Here is a 22495-nt window from a genome sequence, read left to right on the forward strand (position 1 = left end):
CCTGCTCTAATTTCTTACGCCCGTTACATCTCATTTTCCGGCAGCTCCACCTCGCCGCGAAGAACCTTCTGAATCGCGGACATGCTGAATCCCCGGGTTGCCAGGTATCGAACCATCTTTTCGCGTTCCTTCCAGTCCTTCGGCGGCTCGCTCCAGCGGCGGTTCCATATCCGGAGCGCCCGCACCTCTTCGGGCTCCTCAAGCGCCGACATGGCTTCTTCAATGGCTTCATCGGAAACGCCGCTCATGCGGAGTTCCCGCCTGAGGCGCATGTCGCCCATGCGTCCGGCGCATGACCGGATCTTCGCTTCCGCATAGCGTTCATCAGAAAGGAGCCCCATGCCTTCGAGCTTGTCGAGCGCCGCAGTAATTTCCTCGCGGGTTTCCCCCTCGAGCAGCCCCTGAAGAAGCTTTCTGCCGAGCTCGCGCCGGGAGTATTCGCGCCTCGAGAGCGCATCCACTGCGCGCGTGAGAATGTTTCTGACGGGTTTGGGCTTCCTCCCGCCGCTGCGCCGCCTGCGCTCGGCTTCAAAAACCTCCGGATCCGTACAGGTGTCGCGATCCACCTCTACGACGGTGCCGTCATCGCGCATCACGTCGAAAGCTGCGATATCTTCGGGCGACGTAATGATGCGGGGACCCGCAGGATTTCCTTCCTGCGCTTCCCCAATGCCTGCAGCCGCTTTCCCGGCAGCTCTCTTCCGCCGGGCAGGCTTTTCCGCTTTCTGCTCTTCTTCGCTGAAGGGGTCAGATTCAAAAGCCGGCACGCTTTGCGGAAGTTCAGGAGGCGCCGCCGCAGAGGTTTTTATCCAGTCAGGAAGCTTTGCGGGCGGCGCGCCGAAAGGCCCGGGCGCCGGAGCAAACACGGGTTCGAGCCCGAGCGCATCCTCCAGATCGCCGAAAAGCGACTCCTCGTGCGGTTCGGCAGCCTTTGCTGCCGCCTTCGGCGTATGGAACGGCGATGCACCGGACTTCGCGGGCTTCTCCGGCTTCGACTGCGCCGCTTCCGGCACGGGCTCCAGATCTTCGTCCGTAAAAATAACTTCCATCGGCATGAAGAGGCCCCCGCTTTGCTTAGGCGGAGGCCTCCGGAATGTGTGTCTGAGAAATTAAATCACAGATCGTCATCCACTTCGCGGGCGGGCGGAACGTCGTCAGCATCCGCTTCTTCCGTCGGCATGTCGAGCGCCTGCATGTCCTCATCATCCACGGAGGTGATGCTCGAAACATGCGCACCCTTAAGCTCGCGGATCTTCTTCTCGATCTCCTGCTGCAGCTCAACGTTATCCTTGAGCAGATCGCGCACCTTTTCCTTGCCCTGACCGAGCCGGTTCCCGTTGTAGGAGTACCAGGCGCCCGACTTCTCGAGCACATTGAGTTCCGTACCGATGTCGATGATTTCGCCGAGACGCGAAATGCCCTGGCCGTACAGAATGTCGAACTTCACCTGCTTGAAGGGAGGCGCAACCTTATTCTTGACGACCTTCACCTTCGTTTCGTTGCCGATCACTTCGTCGCCCTTCTTGATCGCGCCGACGCGGCGGATGTCAAGACGCACGGAGCTGTAGAACTTGAGCGCATTGCCGCCGGCAGTGGTCTCCGGATTGCCGTAGCCGCCGATCTTCATGCGGATCTGGTTGATGAAGATGACGATGCACTTCGTGCGGGAAATGCTGGTCGTAAGCTTGCGAAGGGCCTGCGACATCAGACGAGCCTGAAGGCCGGGGAGCGAATCTCCCATCACGCCTTCAATTTCGTTTTTAGGCGTAAGGGCGGCCACCGAGTCAACGACGACCAGATCGACGGAACCCGAACGCACCAGCGCATCAACGATTTCGAGAGCCTGTTCGCCCGTATCCGGCTGCGAAAGCAGCAGATCGGGAACCTTAACGCCGAGACGCGACGCGTACTGGATGTCGAGCGCGTGCTCGGCATCAATGAAGGCGCAGGTGCCGCCCGTCTTCTGCATTTCTGCAATCACCTGAAGCGAGAGCGTCGTCTTGCCCGAGGATTCCGGCCCGAAGATCTCAATAATGCGGCCCTTCGGAAGTCCGCCCACGCCGAGCGCGAGGTCGAGCGACAGCGACCCGGTCGGGCAGACTTCAATGTTCTGCGGTTCGAGATTGTCGGACATGCGCATGATGGCGCCCTTGCCGAACTGCTTCTCGATGCTGGCAAGCGCTATGGACAACGCCTTTTTGCGCTCATCGCCTTCCTTGCGTTCCACGGGCTGGGAGCGTGCGCCGTTCTTTGTAGCCATGATGTTTGTCCTTACAGAGAGTGTTCGTTTCACCCGTTCAAGTGAAAAATTCTCAATAATTTTTCGAACGAGGATCAAAAGATCATTTTTTGGAGATTATGCACAAAAATGATCTTCTACTTTGTTGATAGTTAGGTAAAATTAATTCGCAGTCGTCCTGCGACAAACGAACAATAGCATTACTTCACTCGAATGCGCAATGGTCTATTTTGTTAGTGGTTACCCTAACATTCGACACAAATAGACGCTTCATGATTTTCTGTCGTTCTGGTTTTCTTTTCTGACGCTCTTGACAAGCGGAAATGATTGGGGCAAAATTCGCTTCCTCAAACGAATGCTCCTGTGCGGCTGATGACCGTCACTTGGGTCGTTAGCTCAGCTGGTAGAGCAGCGGACTTTTAATCCGTTGGTCGTGGGTTCGAATCCCGCACGACCCACCAAACACAGTCAGCAGTCGTTAAGTTGGGAACGTAGCTCAGTTGGTAGAGCAGCGGACTCTTAATCCGTCGGTCCAGGGTTCGAATCCCTGCGTTCCCACCAGGTTTCAATGAAGCTGGTGCAGAAATTTAAAATCTGCGTCATCTTCGGGAACGTAGCTCAGTTGGTAGAGCAGCGGACTCTTAATCCGTCGGTCCAGGGTTCGAATCCCTGCGTTCCCACCAATTTCAAAAAGCCCGCCGAAATGGCGGGCTTTTTGTTTTTCTGCCTCCGGCGTTGTCAGGTAATACCTCAGCATTGCGCGGAATTCTGTCGTGCAGAGGCATCATCGCCGCCGCTTCAGTCTGTAGACTGCATCAAATCCGCTTTTCCCGGAAGCACTTCACTCAAAAACGAGCGCGCTTCCGCCGCAATCCTCTTTTGACCTCATCCCATGATCAAGCTCGAACACATTACGCAGACTTACGTCAGTCCTGACGGAACGGCGTTTGATGCGCTCAAGGATGTCTCCATACACATCCGATCCGGAGAAATCTTCGGCATCATCGGTCGCTCGGGCGCAGGCAAGAGCACGCTCGTACGCTGCATCAACCTGCTCAACCGCCCGACGAGCGGCAGCGTCATCGTCGACGGCCAGGACCTCACGAAGCTTCCCGACGACGATCTGCGCAAGGTCCGCCGCTCCATCGGCATGATCTTTCAGCACTTCAATCTGCTTTCCTCGCGCACGGTCTACGACAACATCGCGCTTCCGCTCGAACTCACGGGAACGCCGAAGGACAAGATCCGCGAGAAGATCACTCCGCTCATCCACCTCGTGGGTCTTGACGAGCATGCGAACAAGTATCCGTCCCAGCTCTCGGGCGGCCAGAAGCAGCGCGTCGGCATCGCCCGCGCGCTCGCGAACGACCCGAAAGTGCTGCTTTCGGACGAAGCCACATCCGCGCTTGACCCCGAAACCACCGTCGCCACCCTGGAGCTCCTGAAGCGCATCAACCAGGAACTCGGCGTCACGATCGTCATGATCACGCATGAAATGAACGTCGTGAAGCAGATCTGCGGCCGCGTCGTCGTGATGAACAAAGGCCAGATCGTTGAGGAAGGCGACGTGATCGACATCTTTGCGCGTCCGCAGTCCGAAACGACGCGCGCGCTCATCGGCCAGGTGATGGCCCGCGATCTGCCGCAGTCGATCGTCGATACGGTGAATGCCTCGCGCGCCCTCAACGGCCGCGACAACGTGCACCTGCTCCATCTTTCCTTCATCGGCGGCGAGGTTACGGAACCCGTCATTTCGCTCGCTTCGCGTGAATTCGGCATCAACTTCAACATCCTGAGGGGCACGGTCGACGACCTTCAGGGCCGCACGCTCGGCACGCTCACGCTCCTTGTCGTAGCCCCGGGCGAAACCTATCGAAAAGCCGTGGAATTCATCCGCGACCGCGGCGTTCTCGTCGAGGAGATCCAGAATGTCTAATACGCTCGTCAGCATGATCTCGTCCTCCTTCCTCGAGACCATCATCATGGTGCTCGTCTCGGGAGGCATTGGCTCTGCGCTCGGCATCCCGCTCGGCATTCTGCTCTTCGTCACCGACAAGAAGTCCTTCATGCCGATGCCGAAGTTCCACTTCTGCCTCGCCATCGTCATCAATGCGCTGCGCTCGATTCCGTTCATCATCCTCCTCGTCGCGATCATTCCCTTTACGCGTCTCGTGGTGGGATCCTCCATCGGTACGGCGGCAGCCATTGTTCCGCTCACCATTGCGGTAGCGCCCTTCATTGCCCGCATTGTGGAAACGAGCCTGCGCGAAGTCGACAAGGGTCTCGTGGAAGCTGCCCAGGCCATGGGCGCCTCGAATGCGCAGATCGTCTGCAAGGTGCTCCTTCCTGAAGCGCTTCCCGGCATTCTCGCCGGCCTCACCATTGCCACGGTGAGCCTGATCGGCTTCTCCGCCATGGCGGGCGTGGTGGGCGGCGGCGGCCTCGGCGACCTCGGCATCCGCTACGGCTACCAGCGCTTCATGCCTGAAGTGATGTGGCCTGTCGTCTTCGTCCTCATCGTGCTGGTTCAGGGCCTCCAGTCGCTCGGCGACTACCTCGTGCGCAGGCTCTCCCACAAGTAAGCTCGGAAGATCACGCCGCTTCATAGAAGCCGCCACTTGGTCCCGGCACAAGCTGCCGGAACCATTGGCGGCTTTCTTTTTTGCCGCGCAAGTTCATCTTCGATGCATTCTGTCTTCTATACACTTTCCTTCAGTTTTCAAACTCATCAGCGAGACGATTGTCATGGCCGATTTGTCGGATACTGCGAAGCGGAACGCGCTCAACGGCATGTTCTGGCAAACATTTAAAACGTCTGCACTGCCCTGTATCGGAGACCCGATTAAAGCCACCAGAATTTTTCACTCCAACCTTGCGGCCATCACCTGGAATAGTCTCTCAACGCTTGAGCAAAACCCTGCAACGCTTCCGCAGACCTCCACAATCCTTGCAGGTCAATCCGTTGGAGGCATCAGTATTGATGATCTCATGCAGGTCAAAAACTTTGCTGACGGCGCTAAAAAACTGATCGAAATGGTTCGCAGCGGCGCATTCAATCTGGACGTTGAGACTGCCTGCGCGCTTCACAAATATGTTGGAAAGGACGAGGCTCTCGACTGGGGAGTCCTGCGCTATTCGAAGGTTTCCATTCAGGGATCGGCGTATCTCCCGCCAGACGCCGAGCTTTTGCCGAAAATCGCAGAAACGGGCTTCCGTTTTCTTCGCAGCCAGATAACCAATCCTATTGAACGCGCTTTTGCGGCATTTCTCTTCATGTCCCGATCGCAGCTTTTCTTTGACGCCAACAAACGCACGTCGGTCCTCATGATGAACGGGATTCTTCTCTCGAATGGGTTCTATCCTGTGACGATCCTTAAAAAAGACAGCGAAGTCTTTTATGCAAAACTTGCCGTCTTTTATGAAACCGGAAACGCTTCCGGGATGATGGAATTCCTCAGTTCTCTCGCCGGGCAAATGTACGGATAACGCCCATTCTTCGAGAACTCCGCCCCGGGCGTTGACGTTTTCGCCTCAGGCGCGGGATAATCGCGAGCTCAATTTTTGCCCAACCGTCCTCAGAAAGACCATGGAAAAGAAGGAACTTACGCCCGAAGAACTCGAGGAGCTCAAGCAGCGCCACATCCGCAGCTTCGTCATGCGCAGAGGGCACATCTCGAACGCGCAGAAGCGCGCTCTCGAGGAAGCGCTTCCGCGCTACGCCGTCGAGTATGAGCCGAAGCTCCTCGACTTCAATGCCGCATTCGGCCGTGAAGCCCCTGTTGTGCTTGAGATCGGCTGCGGCATGGGCGAAACAACCTGCGCAATCGCTGCCGCGCACCCGGAAATCAACTTCCTCGGCTGCGAAGTCTTCGCCGCCGGCGTGGGCGCGCTCGCAAAGCGCCTCGATGAAATGACGCTCACCAATGTGCGCATCGTGCGTCACGATGCCGTTGAGGTCGTGCGCGACATGATCCCGGAAAACTTCCTCGCGGGCGTGCACATCTACTTCCCCGATCCGTGGCGCAAGGCGCGCCACCACAAGCGCCGCCTCGTTGCCCAGCCCTTCATCGGCATGCTCGTTTCCCGCATTGCTCCGGGCGGCTACATCCACTGCGCTACCGACTGGGAAAACTATTCCGAGCAGATGATGGAAGTCCTCTCAGCGGAACCGCAGCTCAGAAATCTCTATGACGGCTTCAGCCCCGTCATGGCGAATCCCCTCTGCGAACGTCCGCAGACGAAGTTCCAGGCCCGCGGTGAAAGGCTCGGCCACGGCATCTGGGATCTCGTCTTCATTCGCCGATAATCCCTGACCTTCCTTTGAAAAAGGCGCCTGCTTAAGGCGCCTTTTTCATTAGAGGCTCAGACCGCCCGCCATTCAATCCAACCCATAGTGGTTGCGGCGAGAATCACAATGCCGAAAATGATGCGGTACCAGCCGAATCCACGGAAATCGTGCCCCGCCACAAACCGCAGAAGCCAGTGGACCACCAGCAGGGCGCTCACGAATGAGACGGCGGTGCCGATGGCGAGTCCGGGAAGATTGTCGAGCACCAGGTCGTTCCTCGCCTTCCAGAGGTCGTAGACCGTAGCGCCGAAAATCGTCGGAATGGCGAGGAAGAAGGAAAATTCCGTTGCCGCCCGGCGGGAAAGCCCCAGCACCATGCCGCCGATAATGGTGGCGCCCGAGCGGCTTGTACCCGGGATCATGGCGAGACACTGCATGAACCCCACGAGAAGCGCATCCTTCCAGGTCATGTCGTCCATCGTGGCGACTCGCGGCTGGGTGCCGAGCCGGGCCTGCCTCCCCTCAATCCAGAGAATGATGAAGCCGCCCAGGATAAGCGCAACGGCAACCGTCAGGGGATTAAAGAGATAGGCCTTGATGACGCCGGCCACAAGCACGCCGATCACCGCGGCCGGAAGGAAGGCCACGATCGTGTTGACCGCAAGCCTCTGCTCCTTTCGATTCGAGAACAGTCCCCTGAGGATCGAAAGAATCCTCGCCCGGTAGTACCAGCAAACCGCGAGAATGGCACCCGACTGAATGGCGACGACGAATTCGTCGGCGCCCGGGGTTTCAGCGAATCCGACAATGTCGCTCGCAATGATGAGGTGACCCGTTGAGCTGATCGGCAGGAATTCCGTAAGGCCTTCGACGATGCCGAGCACGGCAGCCTGAAGTGAATAAAGCCAGTCCACTTGTTAAAAACTCTGAATCTGAGGTTGAAGAGAGTCCGACATTATCCGCGAGAGAAGCCGCCCTGCGCGGCGAGTAGAGCGGCTCCGAAACAGCCGGAAACCAAAGAGCCGTGCGGATGCTCTGCGCTATGATCTCGAACCAGCCGGAGGCGCAATCGTCCCTGCGTCCCCGGCATCCGTACATATCCCCGAAGGAGACATTCATGGCTGAAGACACCAAGCTCATTGACAGCGCTGAAATTGAAGAAATGCAGAACCGCATCGAAGCGCTCAAGAGTGAGGAGGCGATGGACGCGGGCGTGCTCGACGGCTACCTTACCGCCACGGCGCTCAATCCCTTAAAACCCTCCGACGAAGATGTGCTCCCCTTCATCTTCAGCGCATCGGGGGATCCGGAAGCGCTCCCCGACGACGAGCGCCTTCTCGAACTCATCCGCCTGCGCATGCGCGAAATCAAAGCCGCCCTCAATGCCGGCGGCGGCCTTGATCCGGTGATCTTCCCGCTCGTCGATGACGAAGGCAAGGAGATCACGAATGAAGAAGGCATCGAAGCGGTTGTCCCCTGGGCCGCGGGCTTCATGATGGGCGCAACGCAGTGGCCCGACGAGACAACGGACGCTGCGGCGACGCAGAAGGCCCTGATCCCGATCGCCGCCCGCATGGCAACGGAAGACGACGAGCTCGAGGCTGATGCGAAAGCAGTCTGGCAGGCCGCGAGAAACCAATGCCCGCCGGCGAAGGATTTGGGCGAAGCGCTCTACCAGATGGTCGAAAGCGTCTTCCATCTCAAGGATCTCAATGTTCCCAATGAACCCATCCGCCGCGAGGCGCCCCGCGTCGGCAGAAACGACCCGTGCCCCTGCGGGAGCGGAAAGAAATTCAAGCAGTGCTGCGGCAAAAAAGCCTGAAGAGCGCGCTGACTGGCATTTCTAAAAAACAAAGCCTGCTTCCCCGGAAAATCAGGGAAACAGGCTTTTTTCATGCCGTTAAAGGCATGAGCGATGCATCAATGCTTCAGAGGCTTGAAGCGCAGGCGCTTCGGCTTTGCGCCTTCTTCGCCCAAGCGGCGGCGCTTGTCGGCTTCGTACTCGTTGTAGTTGCCGTTAAAGAAGACCACCTTGGAGTCGCCTTCGAAAGCAAGAATATGCGTCGCGATGCGGTCGAGGAACCAGCGGTCATGCGACGTCACGAGCGCGCAGCCGGCGAACTCGAGAAGCGCCTCTTCGAGCGCACGCAGGGTCTCGACGTCAAGGTCGTTCGAGGGTTCGTCAAGAAGCAGAACGTTCCCGCCCGCGAGGAGGGTCTTCGCGAGGTGAAGACGGCCGCGCTCGCCGCCAGAGAGATTCCCGACGAGCTTCTGCTGATCGGCGCCCTTGAAGTTGAAGCGCCCGAGGTAGGCACGGCTCTGCATCGAGAACTTGCCGACCTGGAGAATGTCCTGTCCGCCCGAAACGGCTTCAAAGGCCGTCTTGTCGTTGGGGAGCGAATCGCGCATCTGATCCACCGCAGCGAGCTTCACCGTCGGTCCGATCTTGATTTCGCCTGAATCCGGCTTCTCGCGGCCTTCAATCATCTTGAAGAGCGTCGATTTGCCGGCGCCGTTCGGGCCGATGACGCCCACGATGGCGCCGGGCGGAATGACGAAGGAGAGATCGTCGATCAGGAGCCTGTCGCCGAATCCCTTCGAGACGTGGCTGAATTCGATCACGTTGTTGCCGAGGCGTTCAGCAACCGGGATGAAGATCTCGTTGGTTTCATTACGCTGCTGGTACTCAACCGAAGAGAGCTCCTCAAAGCGCGAGAGTCGGGCCTTCGATTTCGCCTGACGGCCCTTCGGATTCTGACGAACCCATTCAAGCTCGTGCTTGATTGCCTTCATGCGCGCGTCTTCCTGACGCTTTTCGATCTCAAGGCGGCGCTCCTTCTGGTCGAGCCAGGAGGAGTAGTTGCCCTTCCAGGGAATGCCTTCGCCGCGGTCAAGTTCGAGAATCCACTCGGCGGCATTGTCGAGGAAGTAGCGGTCATGCGTCACCGCAACGACCGTGCCGGGGAAGCGGTGCAGGAACTGCTCGATCCATTCGACCGACTCCGCGTCAAGGTGGTTCGTCGGTTCGTCAAGAAGGAGCATGTCCGGACGCGAAAGGAGCAGGCGGCAGAGCGCCACCCGGCGCTTTTCCCCGCCCGAGAGCACGCCGATCTTGGCGTCCCAGGGCGGAAGGCGCAGCGCATCGGCGGCGATTTCCATCTGCGTTGAGGCGTCGGTGCCGGCCGCGGCAATGATCGCTTCAAGGCGGGCCTGTTCCGCAGCGAGCGCATCGAAATCCGCATCCGGTTCGGCATAAGCCGCATAGACGGCATCGAGCTTCGCCTGCGCCTGCATGACTTCGCCCATGCCTTCCTCTACCGCTTCACGAACGGTCTGTTCGGGATCGAGCTTCGGTTCCTGCGGCAGGTAGCCCATCTTGATCCCGGGCATCGGAATCGCTTCGCCTTCATGATCCTTGTCCACGCCCGCCATGATCTTGAGGAGCGTTGATTTGCCCGCGCCGTTGAGACCGAGCACGCCGATCTTGGCGCCGGGGAAGAAGGAAAGAGAAATGTCCTTGAGAATCTGACGCTTCGGGGGAACGATCTTCCCGACGCGGTTCATCGTGAAAACGTACTGTGCCATGTGTTCCTGCAAGAATTCGGCGAAAAAAGCTTCTGTCGGCTCCCGGGCCCTGAAGGTGAAACCCGGGAAGCACTGAAGACGGCTACGGATAATACCGTATCCAAAATTTTATCGCTCTGATAATTTAGGGAATTTTCCCTTATTTTCTGAGTTTTCTGCGGCCGCAGTAGCCGTGAAGAATCCAGAAGCGGCGAAGCCGGTTCACGCGTGCGAGCTCCTCGCGGCGATATTCCCCCATGGCTTCGGGCTGATAGCGCTTCCACTTCTTGTAGGCGCCCGACATGTCCATGGCTTCGAGCTCCTTCACGATCACGCGGGGAAGATGCGTGGTCACCAGGCCGGACTGGAAATCGATCAGCCCGGGCGTGCCGTCGAGACGCATGATGATGTTGCCGCCGCCCCGCAGATCGAGATGCACGACGCCGCGGTCATGCACCCTGCGGATAAGCGCCTCTAGCTTTTCAAGAAACTCGGGCGTAACGCTCGCGGGCGCGACTTTATCAAGCGACCGACCCTCAATGTATTCAATCGCCAGCATGCTCGGTCCAACGCGTACTACATGCTGTGCAATCCCGCTGATGCCCTTCAGCCTTCTGATGGAAACGATTTCGCGCGATATCAGAATGGGGGCTATCAGCTTCCTCACGAACCATGAGCGGCAGGAAAAATCCTTCACCACCCATTTGCACCCGTCAATCTCAACTTCCGTCACCCGGGCGTTTGCGCAGCGTCCCTCGCGCAGAAGACGCGACGGGGCCTCCTCAATCTGAGCGATTGAAATGCTGATGTTGCTGCTTGCGGCCTGCGGCGCTTGGTCCTTACACATCCCTGCTGCTGCTTCCTTGAAGCAAAGAGCGTCCCTGTATCAAGGCAGGAACGCTCTGCTTCAAGGGCAATCTATTGATTGCCCTGAATTCCTGAGTGTTGATCCGTTGCTCAGGGCATCACCAGACCGCTCGAGCCGGCAGCCGGAGGAGCCTGGAAGCCGGGCATGCCCGGAGTCACGATCTGATTGGCGGCTTCGCGGCGCATTTCGCGAAGGCGCTCAACCGTATCCTGAAGACCCTTCTGAGCAGCGGCGCCGTAGCCCGCAACCGCTTCGGCAAGGGTCTTTGCCGGGATCTCGAAGTTGATGGGAATCGGGCCCACCTGGGTCATGATCTGCGCCTCGCCCAGGAAGACGATGTCGCGGCTCTCGTCGCGCGTGCCGTCGACAAGAATCGGCGTCAGCACGCGCAGCGATCCCACGCGGCGATCAGAAATAATTTCCTCGCGCACAAGGCTCTTCGGATCCATCTGAGCGTCGAGTTCGTCCGTTCCGGCCTGAGTATCTTCAGCCATTGCAGCTCCCACAAAGTAGTCGAATCAAAAATTTCGGTGGCCGCCCCTGTGAGGCAGCCGGAATTCTTAATCTTAGCGATAAACCATCACCGGGAAGCGGGAATGCGTGAGCACCTTCTGGGTTTCCGATCCCAAAAGCACAGCAGCAATGCCCTTGCGCCCGTGGCTCGCCATGAAGATGATGTCGCAGCCGTTCTTTTCGGCCTGCTCGATGATCGCTTCCGAGGGCGAGAAGCTCTTCACCATCACGGTCTTATTTTCCACGCCAACGGCATCCGCCACGCGCTTGGCCTCTGCGAGACGCTCCTCAGCCTCAGCAGATACGCGCTCGTCATACTGCTCGATCGACTCAGGGCGATATTCCGCAAGGTTCGTATAGGAATAGGGCTCGATCACCGTCATGATGACGAGCGTTGCGCCAAGGGGCTTGGCAAAGCGGGCCGCGCCCTCAACCGCCTTCACGGAACGTTCCGATCCGTCCGTCGGCACAAGAATGCGCTTGTACATGCTGATTCTTCCTTTTGTAGTCAAAGCGTTCCAGGACGCATCTTCTGCTCAATGCGCCATAACTTACATTTTAGGGCGCGGCAGTGATGTGCGTTCGCCCTTGACGGCGTGCTGAAGCAATTTTTGACCGTTCGACTCCGGCCGCAGCGCTTTCTCTTCTTTTTAAACTAAGCAATTACGCCTATACGCTGCAGAATAAAAAGTCGTGCACAAATTCAATGCAATGATCAATATGCATTTTTATTTTTCACACGGACGCACCTTGAATTTGCATATCATTGCCTTCGGACAAACTTTAGGGAGATTTTGAATCAATTTTGCCTCGCTCTGCTCTCGCACTCCCTGCCCGCCGTGGTAACGTAGCCTCATCCAGATAAAGAGAGGGAGTCGCCCCGAAAAGGATCTTCCCCGGACCAGCGGAAAGTCTCTTTCATCAGGCGCATCTTCTCCCTCCGTCATAAGGAGACACTTCATGCGCATTCTCGTACCGGTTGACGGCAGCACCAACTCCCTCAACGCTGTCTCGTTCATCGCATCGCGCCAGACGCTTCTCGGAAGCAATCCTGATATTGAGCTTCTCAACATTCAGCTTCCGCTCCCGGCACGCGCCTGCCGCCTCGTCGGCCAGGACGCCATCCAGCGCTACTACGAGGATGAAGCGGAAAAGGTATTTGAACCCGCCCGCAAGATCCTGCAGAAAGTAGGCTTCAAGGCCGTTGAATCCTTCGTCGTGGGCGAACCTGCCCCGTCGATTGCAAAGGCGGCGGAAAAGACGAGCGCCGACCTGATCGTCATGGGCTCCCGCGGCCAGAGCGCCATCAAGGGGCTCTTCTTCGGTTCGGTCTCAAACGGCGTCCTTGCTCAGACGAAGTGCCCGCTGCTCGTGATCCGCGGCAAAGCCACCACTGAAGACGATGCGCTTCGCGTCGGCATCGCGGTCGACGGCTCGAAGTACGGCCGCGCAGCCGTACGCTACGCCCTCAAGCACATTTCGCTCTTCGGCACCGGCGCCACCTTCTTCCTGATCAACGTTGTGAGCGACTACGCCGGCGCCGTCATGCCCGACATGGCCGGCATGGCGCTTCCGGCGCTTTCTGAAGAGGAAGTGCTCGATCTGCAGCGCGAGGAATTCAACGAAGCGGTTGAGCCGCTCCGTCCGCTCCTCGCCAAGGCTGCCATCAAAGCGAAGGAAGTCTGCCTCGTCGGCAACCCTGGCGACGAAATCTCGGCCTTTGCCCGCAAGCGCCGGCTCGACCTCATCGTTATGGGCTCGCACGGCTACGGCCGCTTCAAGAGCGCCATCATGGGCTCGACCGCCACGCGCATTGCGGCAACGGGCAACGTGCCGCTTCTCGTCATCCGCCAGCCCTGATGCGGCATCAGCTCATCAGTGAGCGGAGTGCGGCGCCTCAGCCGCACTGATGAAAGCCCGTCGGCTCCATTCCGGAGCGGCGGGCTTTTTCATGCTCTGGAAATGGCGAAGCCATCACGCATATCCGGGATCCCGTGATAAGATCGCCCCCGCCTGACGCAGGGCGGCAGGCCCGGACGACCCGGCGCTCACGCCGTCGTTCGGTCGTTCCAGAGTCTTTTTTCCACTTTTACGATGACAGAATCACTCAGGAAGGGGTCCGCCGTCCGCGAACCTCTGCGCGTCTTCATTGCCGCCGAGAACCAGGCGGAGTGCGACCGCATCGCCCAGCGTCTCACCCGCGCGCTTGATATGAAAGTTGCCGGCAGCGCCACGAGTGCGGCAGAACTCGAAGCCGCCATGCGCTGCGACGCGAAGCTTGACGTGCTGATCACGGACGTCATGCTCGGATCTGACGACATGGCTCCGGTGCTTACGCGCATCAAGCACCTGCGCGACGATCTCGACATCCTCATCTACACCGCCTTCTCTCAGGATCCGTTCGTGATCCGCGCCATCCTGGCCGGCGCCACCGGCTACATCCTCAAGGGCGACCAGGAAGACCTCGTGACGAGCGTGAGGCTTCTGAAGGGCGGCGGCTCCCCGGTGTCCCCCACGGTGGCAAGAAGCGTGCTGCGCGCCATTCATTCGCGCACTTTTGCGCCTCAGCCCCAGCAGCCGCAGAAGCACGAGGCGCCGGAGAACCTTCTTCTCTCGCAGCGCGAAACCGAAATCCTCACGCTCCTCGCGAAGGGCATTTCGTTCTCGGAAATCGCCGACATCCTCTCGATTTCCCACCACACGGTGACGGCGCACATCAAGAAGATTTACCGGAAGCTACAGGTGCATTCGAGAGGCGAAGCGGTCTATGAAGCCTCCTGCATGGGGCTCCTCTCAGACCGCATCGGGAGCTGACTTTGTTCCTCAGACTTCGCCTTCGCGAAGCCAGTGGCCGGACTTTCCGCCCGCTTTTTCCAGAAGGCAGATATCCTTCATCACCATTCCGCGGTCTACGGCTTTGAGCATGTCGTAGACCGTGAGAAGGCCCGCCTGCACGGCCGTGAGCGCCTCCATTTCGACGCCGGTCTTGCCGCAGCACTCGCACTGCGCATAGCAAATGACGCGCGAATGCTCCTGATCGAGCTCAAAATCAACCGCAACGCGCGTGAGCGCAATCGGATGACAGAGGGGAATAATTTCCGCCGTCTTCTTTGAAGCCATGATGGCCGCAATTCGCGCAACGCCGATGACGTCGCCTTTCTTGGCCGTTCCCGCCTCAACGAGCGCAAACGTTGCGGGCGCCATGCAGATTTCGCCGCGGGCGCGGGCAATGCGCTTCGTTTCCGCCTTGGCGCCGACATCAACCATGTGCGCGTCGCCCTTGGCGTCGAAGTGCGTGAGTCCGTTCATATCCTTCTCCTGATGAGAGCCTTGATTCTTTCAGGCAATTTTTCGACACTTCTCTAATGCTTTTCTCACTTAAGCATCGGTCCCCTCCGGGCCATAATGCTTGGAATCTGTGAAAGAAGCCCCGGCAGCCGGATGTGCGCTGCCCGTGGCGAGATTAGCACCCAAACGCGCTCATTGAAGACCGGATCCCAATGTCCCGATTCCTGAAGTCCGTCATTGCCATTGCATCGAGCCTCATTACAGCGGCAGTCCCTGTTTCTGCCTCTGCCGCGAGCGCGCTCGACCTGAATCTTCCGTCGCTCGGCTCCACCGCCGATGCGGGGCTTTCCCCTCAGGACGAATACCGTCTCGGCACGCAGCTCATGGCGCAGGTGCGGGCGGATCCGACCTATCTTGCCGACCCGGAAATCATGGATTATCTCGGACGCCTCGGCTACCAGCTCGTGAGCCATGCGCGCTCGAGCACCTACAACTTCTTTTTCTTTCCCATCCGCGACGACACGCTCAACGCCTTCGCGCTCCCGGGCGGCTACATTGCCGTCCATACCGGCACCATCATCGCCGCACAGAGCGAAAGCGAGCTCGCGGGCGTCATGGCGCACGAAGTCAGCCACGTCGCGCAGCGCCACATTGCCCGGATGATTGAAGGCCAGAGCGGAAACCTCGCGCTCACGCTCGGCTCCATTCTGCTCGCGATCCTCGCCGCTCGCGCCGGCGGAAGTTCGGGCGGCCACGCCGCCGCGGCGATTGCCATGGGCTCTCAGGCAGCCATGATCCAGTCGCAGCTCAATTATTCGCAGAACGCCGAACGCGAAGCCGACCGCATGGGGATCGCCACGCTCTACGCCGCCGGCTTCGACCCGCACGGAATGGAGGACTTCTTCTCGCGCCTCCAGGCGAGCAACCGCTTCTACCGTTCTGCGGCGCCTGCCTACCTTTCAACCCACCCGCTCACGGCGGAACGCATGGCGGACATGGAAAACCGCACGCGGCAGCTCCCCGTCCAGCGGCACCAGGACTCCCCCGACTTCGGCCTCATTCAGGTCCGCGCCCGGGTCCTCCAGGAGACGAGCTGGGACGGCTGGAACAAGGTGAAGAGGGAATTCACCCGGGATCTTGCCGCCGCTTCCGGCAACCGCGCCTGCACGCTCTCCTACGGCATTTCCGTAGCCGAAGGGATGCTGAAGAATACCGACGCCGCCTACCGCGCAGCCCAGGATTCCATGAAGTGCGGCATCCGCTCGGCCATTCTCGAAAGAAACCTCACGCGCACAGCCTTTGACGCCGCAAAAACCCAGAAGGCGAAGCTCGACGCCCTGGCGGCCGCCAAGGCGGCGCTCTCGCGCTATCCGCTCTCCGCGATGATGGCGGAAAACTATGTCGACCTGCTTTATGCGCTCGGCCGCCACCAGGAGCTCATCAACTTCCTGAGAAACGGCACAGCGCTCTCCGACACCTCGAGCGACTACCACGCGCTTCTTGCGCGCTCCTATGAAGCGCTCGGGAAAAAGAGCCTCCAATACATGCATACAGGAGAGATGTACGCGCAGCTCGGCGCCACGGAAGCCGCGGTTTATCAGTATTCGCTCGCGCAGAAGGCCAACGACGGCGACTTCTACACCATGAGCGAGATTGATGCGCGCCTCAGGGATCTGCGCCGGCAGTACGACGACGAAAAGAAGGCTGCCGAACGGTGACGGCGCACCTGAAGCGGCGCAAAAGTCGTCTTTCCGGACGATTCTTTCGCCCGCGGCAGTGTGCGAAAATAGCCCAACTTTTTGCCCCCTTTTATTTTTGCGACGCGGCGCGCCTCTTTTCAGGCGCGCACCGCGCCATTTGTTATGGCTATTGAAGATTTTCTTACCGTTGCCGCCCCTGTCGATGAAATGATCGAAACCGATGCCGTCGTCGTCGGTGCGGGCCCCGTCGGCCTCTTTCAGGTTTTTGAGCTCGGCCTCCTTGAGATCAAGTGCCACGTGATTGATTCGCTTCGCACCGTAGGCGGCCAGTGCATGGAGCTCTACCCGACGAAGCCCATCTACGACATCCCGGCTGTTCCGGTCTGCTCCTCCTATGAGCTCACCGAAAACCTCCTCAAGCAGAACCATCACTTTGCGCCGGTCTTCCATCTCGGCGAAGAGGTGACGGATGTGAAGAAGCTCGAGGACGGCACCTTCCACGTGACCACGTCCGCGGGTTCGCGCTTCCACTCAAAGGTCGTGATCATCGCCGCCGGCGTCGGCTCCTTCCAGCCGCGCCCCCTTCGCGTAAAGGGTATCGAGAAGTTCGAGGGCACGCAGCTTCACTACAGCTGCAAGGATCCCTCGATCTTTGAAGGCAAGAATGTCGTCATCCTGGGCGGCGGCGACTCGGCGCTTGACTGGACGCTCAACCTGGTCGGCAAGGCCGAGAGCGTCGTGCTCGTCCACCGCCGCGACGGCTTCCGCGCGCAGGCTGCTTCCGTTGCCCGCATGAAGGAACTTTGCGAAAACTGGGAAATGCAGTTTGAAGTGGGTCAGGTCACTGGCTTTACGGAAGAGGACGGCAAGCTCACCGAAGTCGCCGTTTCCGGCGCCGACGGCGTCACCCGCCGCATCCCGCTCGACCATCTTCTCGTCTTCTTCGGCCTTCAGCCCAAGCTCGGCCCCATCGAAAACTGGGGCCTCAACCTCGAGCGCAAGCAGATCGTCGTCGACACTGCCCGCTTTGAGTCGAGCATCCCCGGCATCTTCGCCGTGGGCGACATCAATACGTACCCCGGTAAGAAGAAGCTCATTCTCTCGGGCTTCCATGAATGCGCGCTCGCTGCCTTTGCGGCCTGCGACTACGTCTTCCCCGAAAAGCGCGTCTTCCTGCAGTACACGACGACGAGCCCGAAGCTTCACAAGGTGCTCGGCGTCGAAACGCCGACCTTTGACGACTAAAGTCTGAGGGGGCGCGCGATTCGCGCGCTTCCAGAAAAAAAATCCCCGCCGAACCGAAAGGAACCGCGGGGATTTTTTTTGATTTCTGAAGCGGCCGGAATCAGTCGTTCTTCACCGAGATGGTCGGCATGCGGGCCGAATAGTCCTTGCCGAGCTTGGCGACAGCGCCGGCGATCTTCATGGCGATCGAGCGGTACATCTTCGCGGCAGGACTTTCCGGGTCGGCCGCAACGGTGGGGTTGCCGCTGTCGGCCGCCTCGCGGATGTCCGCAGAGAGCGGGAGTTCCCCGAGAAGCGGAACGCCGTAGGTTTCGCTCATGCGCTTCGCGCCGCCCTCGCCGAAAATATGCTGAACCTTGCCGCAGCAGGGGCAGATGAAGACGGACATGTTTTCGATGATGCCGATCAGAGGAACGTTCACCTTCTCGAACATTCTGAGGCCCTTCTTCGCATCAATGAGCGCGATGTCCTGCGGGGTCGTGACAACGACGGCGCCCGTCAGGGGTGAGCTCTGCGAGAGCTGGAGCTGAATGTCGCCCGTTCCCGGAGGCATGTCGACGATGAGATAGTCGAGGTCGTGCCAGTTGGTGAGCGTGAGGAGCTGGTTGAGGGCGCCCGACGCCATCGGACCGCGCCAGATCATCGGCTCATCCTCGTCGACCATGAAGCCGACGGAATTAATCTGAAGGCCGTGAGACTCAAGGGGCTCCATGGTCTTGCCGTCAACAGTCATCGGCTGCCCGTGAGCGCCGAGCATGGTGGGCTGGGAGGGCCCGTAGACGTCGGCGTCGAGAACGCCGACCTTGGCGCCTTCATAGCTGAGCGCGAGTGCGAGGTTCGCCGATACCGTCGACTTGCCGACGCCGCCCTTGCCGGACGAAACGGCAATGATGTTCTTGACGCCCGGGAGGACGCGCTGCGTGCCCTGGACCTTATGCGCAATGATGTTCTGCTTCACGTCGGCAGTCACCGTCTCGGCGCCGAGCTCCTTCACGGCGCTTTCAATAGCGGCCTTCACGGACTCAACGGCAAAACGGGCGGGGTAGCCAAGCTCGACATGAACCACCACGCCGCCCTTGTCATCCGTTTCAATGCCCTTCAGCATGCGGCCGGAGACATAGTCCGTACCGACCACGGGATCGATCAGTTTGGAAAGGCGCTCCTCGACCTGAGAAGTGGAAATCGTCATGGGGGACTCCTCAAAATAAGAAAGAGCCGATTCTGCTGCTCTTTTTGTAATGCCTGAGAGATTCTAATTGGCCTCTCCAAAAGCTTCCTTACGTCGATCGGACTAAGGACGGAAACAATTCGCAAACTTTAAGTCCTCGGATTCGTAGTCAACTGCGGCTACACTCGGCGGACCTGCTTTTATCCCACAGAAAGCATACCTATTCAATAACCGACGGTTTAATTTCACCTACCGGAGCTGACCTTCATGTTCACGCGTCGTCAGATCATTCAAAACGCCGGCCTTCTCATGGGATTTGCCGCAAGCGGAGCTTTCGCCGCCAACGCTTTCGCCAACACCGAATCAACCGGCCTCGTTGTTCCTTTCCCGGCGGGAGGCGGCGGCGACGTCCTCGCCCGCTCGGTTGCGGGCGCCCTCGCTGAGGAGCTCGGCACCAAAATCTGGGTCGACAACCGTCCGGGTGCGGGCGGCACGATCGGCGCCCGCCATCTTTCGCGCGCCCGCGCCGACGGATCCATGCTCGGGTACGTTACGAACGGCATCCTCTGCGTCAATCCGCTCCTTTATCCCAACGTTCCCTTTAATCCGCGCGAAGAGCTTCGCCCGGCCGGCATGATTTCCGAAATCGGCCTTGTGGGCGTTCTCAATCCGAATGCCATCGCCGGCGTCACGGATCTGAAGAGCCTCGTCGCCTGGGCCAAGGCGCACCCGAAGGAAGTGAACTTTGCCTCTTCGGGCATCGGCACGACGAGCCACCTCGCGGGCCTCCTCTTTGCGCGCCGCGCGGGACTTGAACTCACGCACGTGCCTTACCGCGGAGGCGCGGCCGCCATGCTCGACGTTCTCTCGGGCCGCATTCCCTTCATGATCGACGTGGCGCCTAATGCCCTGCAGCACGTACGAAGCGGCAAGCTCACGGCGCTCGGCGCCGCGTCCAAGCAGCGCCTTGCGATCGCGCCCGACATTCCGACCTTCGCCGAAGCGGGCGTCGCCGACGTCGAACTCTCCGCCTGGGACGGCATCGTGCTCCCCAAGGGAGCTCCGGACGAACTCGTCAGCCGCGTCTCCGCCGCGCTCGCGCGTGCGCTCAAGCGCCCTGAAGTTGTTGCGAGCCTCTCGAAGAAGGGCGCCGAACCGCGCCCCGGGACGAGCGCCGACTTCATCCGCTTCATTGAGTCCGAAACTCCGAAATGGGCCGAGCTCGTGGCGGCGATTCAGGCGGAAACCTCGCAGTAAATCGTCTCTTTCCTTAAAAAACCATCTTCTCACGGGCGCCCGGGCGGCAGATAATGTAAATTCTTTGCCGCATTTTTCCTCCCGCATCGGTGCGGGCGCCCGGACCGGCTTCCATCAGGCCGCTGAGATGCGCCCGCGCTGAAATTCTCATCAGAATCTGAAGACAACACATGACTCAGCGCAAACTTTTCGTGACCACGGCTCTTCCTTATGCGAACGGCGCCTTCCATATGGGTCACATCATGGAATACATCCAGGCCGACATTTGGGTTCGTCACGAACGCATGTGCGGCAACATCGTGCATTTTGTCGGTGCGGACGACGTGCACGGCGCGCCGATCATGATTGCCGCCCAGAAGCGCGGCCTTACCCCGCAGGCCTTCGTCGCTGAAATCGCCGCCGGCCGCAAGCAGTACCTCGACGGCTTCCACATCAGCCACGACTACTGGGGTTCGACCGACTCGAAGGAAAACCACGAACTCTCGCAGGAGATCTACCGCCGCCTCAAGGCCGCGGGCCTCATCTACACGAAGGATGTCGAGCAGTTCTACGACACCGTGAAGTGCATGTTCCTCGCGGACCGCTTCATCAAGGGCACCTGCCCGCGCTGCGGCGCGCCCGATCAATACGGCGACAACTGCGAAAAGTGCTCGGCCGTCTACTCGCCCACCGAGGTGATCAACCCCTATTCGACGCTTTCGGGCTCCCGCCCGGAACTGCGCACGTCCACGCACTACTTCTTCAAGCTCTCCGACCCGCAGTGCGTTGAGTTCCTGCGCCACTGGACGAAGGGCACGGGCAAGGACGGCAAGCCCTCCGTGCAGGAAGAAGTGCTCGCCAAGGACAGCGAATGGCTCGGCGCCGACGGCCACCTCGCCGACTGGGACATCTCGCGCGATGCGCCCTACTTCGGCATCGAAATCCCGGACGCTCCGGGCAAGTACTTCTACGTGTGGCTCGACGCCCCTGTGGGCTACCTCGCCGCCCTCAAGGCCTATTCCGAAAAGAAGGGCTTTGACTTCGAAAAATTCCTCGAAGACCCGGAAACCGAACAGATTCACTTCATCGGCAAGGACATCATCTACTTCCACACGCTCTTCTGGCCTGCCATGCTGAAGTTCTCCGGCAAGCCCTTCCGCGTGCCGGATCACATCAACGCCCACGGCTTCATGACCGTGAACGGCGAAAAGATGAGCAAGAGCCGCGGCACGGGCATTTCGCCGCTCGAATACCTGAAGCTCGGCATGAATGCCGAGTGGCTGCGCTACTACCTCGCCGCCAAGATGAATTCGCGCGTTGAGGACGTCGACTTCACGAAGATCGACTTCGCGCAGCGCGTCAATTCCGACCTGATCGGCAAGTACGTGAACATCGCCTCGCGCGCCGCGGGCTTCATCGTGAAGCGCTTCGAGGGCCGCGTGCTTGATTCCGCCATGACGGATCCCCTGGTCGGGAAGCTCATGAGCCGCGTTCCGGAAGTCTCCGCCTTCTACGAGGCCCGCGAGTTCGCCCGCGCCACGCGCCTTGTGATGGAGCTCGCCGACCTCGTCAACGAATACGTCGATGAGAAGAAGCCCTGGGAGCTCGCGAAGCACCCTGAAAAGGCCGAGGAGCTGCACCACGTTTCCTCCGTTGCGCTCGAATGCTTCCGTCTCCTCACGCTCTGCCTCAAGCCCGTGCTGCCCGCCACGGCCGAACGCGTCGAAAACTTCCTCTCGATCGCGCCGCTCGCCTGGGCCGATGCCGCCAAACACCTCTCGAGCGCGGATCAGATCAAGCCCTACCAGCACCTCATGCAGCGCGTCGACATGGAGAAGCAGCTCAACGTCCTCGTGCCCGAAAAGGCGCCGGAACCCGAACCCGCGGTCCCGGGCGGCGAACCGATCGCTTCGGAAGTGACGATCGACGACTTCACGAAGGTTGACCTTCGCGTCGCGAAGATCGTCAAGTGCGAAGAGGTTGAAGGCTCAACCAAGCTCCTTCGCCTCACGCTCGACCTCGGCGAAGGCCGCACCCGCAACGTCTTCTCCGGGATCAAGAGCGCCTACAAGCCCTCCGACCTCGAAGGGCGCCTTACGGTGATGATCGCGAACCTCGCCCCGCGCAAGATGCGCTTCGGCGTCTCCGAAGGCATGGTGCTAGCCGCGTCGGACGCCGCCGACAAGTCGCTCGGTCTCTTCCTCCTCTCGCCTGATTCGGGCGCTCAGCCCGGTATGCGCATTCGCTAAGGAATAACCCGAGATTGCCGCACAAACGGTAATCGCTTTGAGTTAGCGCAAAAGGGCGCGGCCATATGGCCGCGCCTTTTTTCTTAAACTATTGGCCCTCTCTTTTTTCCCTCATTGCCCTCTTTTCTCTCAAAAAA

General features: G+C 59.6%; 20 protein-coding genes and 3 tRNA genes. 14 read left to right on the plus strand and 9 right to left on the minus strand.

From position 1 onward, the window contains the following. Positions 1-23: 23 nt before the first annotated feature. Positions 24-1055: a recombination regulator RecX gene (gene recX, locus Q0106_RS03515; RefSeq protein ID WP_297608882.1), complete on the minus strand. Its 1032-nt coding sequence runs from the start codon at positions 1053-1055 to the stop codon at positions 24-26. A gap of 59 nt (positions 1056-1114) precedes the next feature. After that, positions 1115-2260 (minus strand): recombinase RecA, encoded by a 1146-nt coding sequence (recA, locus tag Q0106_RS03520; protein WP_297608885.1) that lies wholly within the window; start codon positions 2258-2260, stop codon positions 1115-1117. 364 nt (positions 2261-2624) lie between these two features. On the opposite strand from recA, the gene Q0106_RS03525 reads away from it, so the two are divergent. The 7 genes from Q0106_RS03525 to trmB all read left to right on the plus strand — a co-directional run bounded on the left by Q0106_RS03525 (position 2625) and on the right by trmB (position 6545). Further along, positions 2625-2700 (plus strand) — tRNA-Lys (locus tag Q0106_RS03525). Between the two features lie 24 nt (positions 2701-2724). Further along, positions 2725-2800: transfer RNA gene (locus Q0106_RS03530), tRNA-Lys, on the plus strand. Positions 2801-2846: 46 nt separating this feature from the next. Continuing rightward, positions 2847-2922 (plus strand) — tRNA-Lys (locus Q0106_RS03535). 209 nt (positions 2923-3131) lie between these two features. Beyond that, the gene (locus Q0106_RS03540; protein ID WP_297608888.1) at positions 3132-4175 is read left to right on the plus strand and encodes a methionine ABC transporter ATP-binding protein; all 1044 of its coding nucleotides are present in this window, start codon (positions 3132-3134) and stop codon (positions 4173-4175) included. After that, a complete protein-coding gene (locus Q0106_RS03545; RefSeq protein ID WP_297608891.1) occupies positions 4168-4821 on the plus strand; it encodes a methionine ABC transporter permease in 654 nt (217 codons plus the stop codon). The genes Q0106_RS03540 and Q0106_RS03545 overlap by 8 nt, the downstream gene beginning before the upstream one ends. 163 nt (positions 4822-4984) lie before the next feature. Next, on the plus strand, positions 4985-5725 hold the full coding sequence (locus Q0106_RS03550; RefSeq protein WP_297608894.1) for a Fic family protein: 741 nt from the start codon (positions 4985-4987) through the stop codon (positions 5723-5725). Positions 5726-5825: 100 nt separating this feature from the next. After that, a complete protein-coding gene (gene trmB, locus Q0106_RS03555; RefSeq protein WP_297608897.1) occupies positions 5826-6545 on the plus strand; it encodes a tRNA (guanosine(46)-N7)-methyltransferase TrmB in 720 nt (239 codons plus the stop codon). 56 nt (positions 6546-6601) lie between these two features. Here trmB and Q0106_RS03560 read toward each other — a convergent pair whose 3' ends face one another. After that, the gene (locus Q0106_RS03560) at positions 6602-7441 is read right to left on the minus strand and encodes an undecaprenyl-diphosphate phosphatase (protein ID WP_297608900.1); all 840 of its coding nucleotides are present in this window, start codon (positions 7439-7441) and stop codon (positions 6602-6604) included. 203 nt (positions 7442-7644) lie between these two features. Here Q0106_RS03560 and Q0106_RS03565 point away from each other — a divergent pair, with 203 nt between their 5' ends. Then, positions 7645-8349, plus strand: a complete 705-nt coding sequence (locus Q0106_RS03565; protein WP_297608903.1) for a UPF0149 family protein — start codon at positions 7645-7647, stop codon at positions 8347-8349. A gap of 98 nt (positions 8350-8447) precedes the next feature. On the opposite strand, the gene ettA is transcribed toward Q0106_RS03565, so the two are convergent. The 4 genes from ettA to Q0106_RS03585 all read right to left on the minus strand — a co-directional run bounded on the left by ettA (position 8448) and on the right by Q0106_RS03585 (position 11960). Beyond that, complete coding sequence (ettA, locus tag Q0106_RS03570) at positions 8448-10112, minus strand: energy-dependent translational throttle protein EttA (protein ID WP_297608905.1); 1665 nt, start codon at positions 10110-10112, stop codon at positions 8448-8450. Positions 10113-10251: 139 nt separating this feature from the next. Then, positions 10252-10938, minus strand: coding sequence for a hypothetical protein (locus tag Q0106_RS03575; RefSeq protein WP_297608907.1), 687 nt, complete (start codon positions 10936-10938; stop codon positions 10252-10254). Between the two features lie 110 nt (positions 10939-11048). After that, positions 11049-11453 carry a hypothetical protein gene (locus Q0106_RS03580; RefSeq protein WP_152158003.1) on the minus strand — a complete coding sequence of 135 codons (405 nt, stop codon included), beginning with the start codon at positions 11451-11453 and terminating at the stop codon, positions 11049-11051. Positions 11454-11525: 72 nt separating this feature from the next. Next, positions 11526-11960, minus strand: a complete 435-nt coding sequence (locus Q0106_RS03585) for a universal stress protein (RefSeq protein WP_139688134.1) — start codon at positions 11958-11960, stop codon at positions 11526-11528. Between the two features lie 472 nt (positions 11961-12432). Here Q0106_RS03585 and Q0106_RS03590 point away from each other — a divergent pair, with 472 nt between their 5' ends. Both Q0106_RS03590 and Q0106_RS03595 read left to right on the plus strand, forming a co-directional pair. After that, positions 12433-13332, plus strand: a complete 900-nt coding sequence (locus Q0106_RS03590) for a universal stress protein (RefSeq protein ID WP_297608909.1) — start codon at positions 12433-12435, stop codon at positions 13330-13332. A 234-nt stretch (positions 13333-13566) separates the two neighbouring features. Then, the gene (locus tag Q0106_RS03595) at positions 13567-14286 is read left to right on the plus strand and encodes a response regulator transcription factor (RefSeq protein ID WP_297608911.1); all 720 of its coding nucleotides are present in this window, start codon (positions 13567-13569) and stop codon (positions 14284-14286) included. 9 nt (positions 14287-14295) lie between these two features. On the opposite strand, the gene moaC is transcribed toward Q0106_RS03595, so the two are convergent. Further along, positions 14296-14781, minus strand: a complete 486-nt coding sequence (gene moaC / locus Q0106_RS03600; RefSeq protein WP_297608914.1) for a cyclic pyranopterin monophosphate synthase MoaC — start codon at positions 14779-14781, stop codon at positions 14296-14298. Between the two features lie 191 nt (positions 14782-14972). Between moaC and Q0106_RS03605 the strand changes: the two genes are divergently transcribed. Next, positions 14973-16478 (plus strand): M48 family metalloprotease, encoded by a 1506-nt coding sequence (locus tag Q0106_RS03605; RefSeq protein WP_297608916.1) that lies wholly within the window; start codon positions 14973-14975, stop codon positions 16476-16478. Between the two features lie 144 nt (positions 16479-16622). Further along, positions 16623-17705 (plus strand): NAD(P)/FAD-dependent oxidoreductase, encoded by a 1083-nt coding sequence (locus tag Q0106_RS03610; protein ID WP_152158009.1) that lies wholly within the window; start codon positions 16623-16625, stop codon positions 17703-17705. Positions 17706-17805: 100 nt separating this feature from the next. Here the strand turns inward: Q0106_RS03610 and apbC are convergent, their stop codons facing one another. Next, positions 17806-18894: an iron-sulfur cluster carrier protein ApbC gene (apbC, locus tag Q0106_RS03615; protein ID WP_297608918.1), complete on the minus strand. Its 1089-nt coding sequence runs from the start codon at positions 18892-18894 to the stop codon at positions 17806-17808. Positions 18895-19140: 246 nt separating this feature from the next. On the opposite strand from apbC, the gene Q0106_RS03620 reads away from it, so the two are divergent. After that, entirely contained in the window at positions 19141-20130 is a 990-nt protein-coding gene (locus Q0106_RS03620) for a tripartite tricarboxylate transporter substrate binding protein (RefSeq protein WP_297608922.1), read from the plus strand. A 170-nt stretch (positions 20131-20300) separates the two neighbouring features. Continuing rightward, positions 20301-22358, plus strand: a complete 2058-nt coding sequence (gene metG, locus Q0106_RS03625) for a methionine--tRNA ligase (protein ID WP_297608925.1) — start codon at positions 20301-20303, stop codon at positions 22356-22358. The last annotated feature ends 137 nt before the right edge of the window (positions 22359-22495 follow it).

Source organism: uncultured Sutterella sp. (assembly GCF_937923675.1).
In the GTDB taxonomy this organism is placed as follows: domain Bacteria; phylum Pseudomonadota; class Gammaproteobacteria; order Burkholderiales; family Burkholderiaceae_F; genus Sutterella.

Excerpts from the sequence above, each read along its gene's own strand:
- Q0106_RS03605 (WP_297608916.1), top strand. The coding sequence starts at position 14,973 with ATGTCCCGATTCCTGAAGTCCGTCATTGCCATTGCATCGAGCCTCATT.
- recA (WP_297608885.1), bottom strand. The coding sequence starts at position 2,260 with ATGGCTACAAAGAACGGCGCACGCTCCCAGCCCGTGGAACGCAAGGAA.
- Q0106_RS03575 (WP_297608907.1), bottom strand. The coding sequence starts at position 10,938 with ATGTGTAAGGACCAAGCGCCGCAGGCCGCAAGCAGCAACATCAGCATT.
- ettA (WP_297608905.1), bottom strand. The coding sequence starts at position 10,112 with ATGGCACAGTACGTTTTCACGATGAACCGCGTCGGGAAGATCGTTCCC.
- Q0106_RS03620 (WP_297608922.1), top strand. The coding sequence starts at position 19,141 with ATGTTCACGCGTCGTCAGATCATTCAAAACGCCGGCCTTCTCATGGGA.
- Q0106_RS03610 (WP_152158009.1), top strand. The coding sequence starts at position 16,623 with ATGGCTATTGAAGATTTTCTTACCGTTGCCGCCCCTGTCGATGAAATG.
- Q0106_RS03540 (WP_297608888.1), top strand. The coding sequence starts at position 3,132 with ATGATCAAGCTCGAACACATTACGCAGACTTACGTCAGTCCTGACGGA.
- trmB (WP_297608897.1), top strand. The coding sequence starts at position 5,826 with ATGGAAAAGAAGGAACTTACGCCCGAAGAACTCGAGGAGCTCAAGCAG.
- Q0106_RS03590 (WP_297608909.1), top strand. The coding sequence starts at position 12,433 with ATGCGCATTCTCGTACCGGTTGACGGCAGCACCAACTCCCTCAACGCT.
- metG (WP_297608925.1), top strand. The coding sequence starts at position 20,301 with ATGACTCAGCGCAAACTTTTCGTGACCACGGCTCTTCCTTATGCGAAC.
- Q0106_RS03580 (WP_152158003.1), bottom strand. The coding sequence starts at position 11,453 with ATGGCTGAAGATACTCAGGCCGGAACGGACGAACTCGACGCTCAGATG.
- Q0106_RS03565 (WP_297608903.1), top strand. The coding sequence starts at position 7,645 with ATGGCTGAAGACACCAAGCTCATTGACAGCGCTGAAATTGAAGAAATG.
- Q0106_RS03545 (WP_297608891.1), top strand. The coding sequence starts at position 4,168 with ATGTCTAATACGCTCGTCAGCATGATCTCGTCCTCCTTCCTCGAGACC.
- moaC (WP_297608914.1), bottom strand. The coding sequence starts at position 14,781 with ATGAACGGACTCACGCACTTCGACGCCAAGGGCGACGCGCACATGGTT.
- recX (WP_297608882.1), bottom strand. The coding sequence starts at position 1,055 with ATGCCGATGGAAGTTATTTTTACGGACGAAGATCTGGAGCCCGTGCCG.
- Q0106_RS03585 (WP_139688134.1), bottom strand. The coding sequence starts at position 11,960 with ATGTACAAGCGCATTCTTGTGCCGACGGACGGATCGGAACGTTCCGTG.
- apbC (WP_297608918.1), bottom strand. The coding sequence starts at position 18,894 with ATGACGATTTCCACTTCTCAGGTCGAGGAGCGCCTTTCCAAACTGATC.
- Q0106_RS03550 (WP_297608894.1), top strand. The coding sequence starts at position 4,985 with ATGGCCGATTTGTCGGATACTGCGAAGCGGAACGCGCTCAACGGCATG.
- Q0106_RS03595 (WP_297608911.1), top strand. The coding sequence starts at position 13,567 with ATGACAGAATCACTCAGGAAGGGGTCCGCCGTCCGCGAACCTCTGCGC.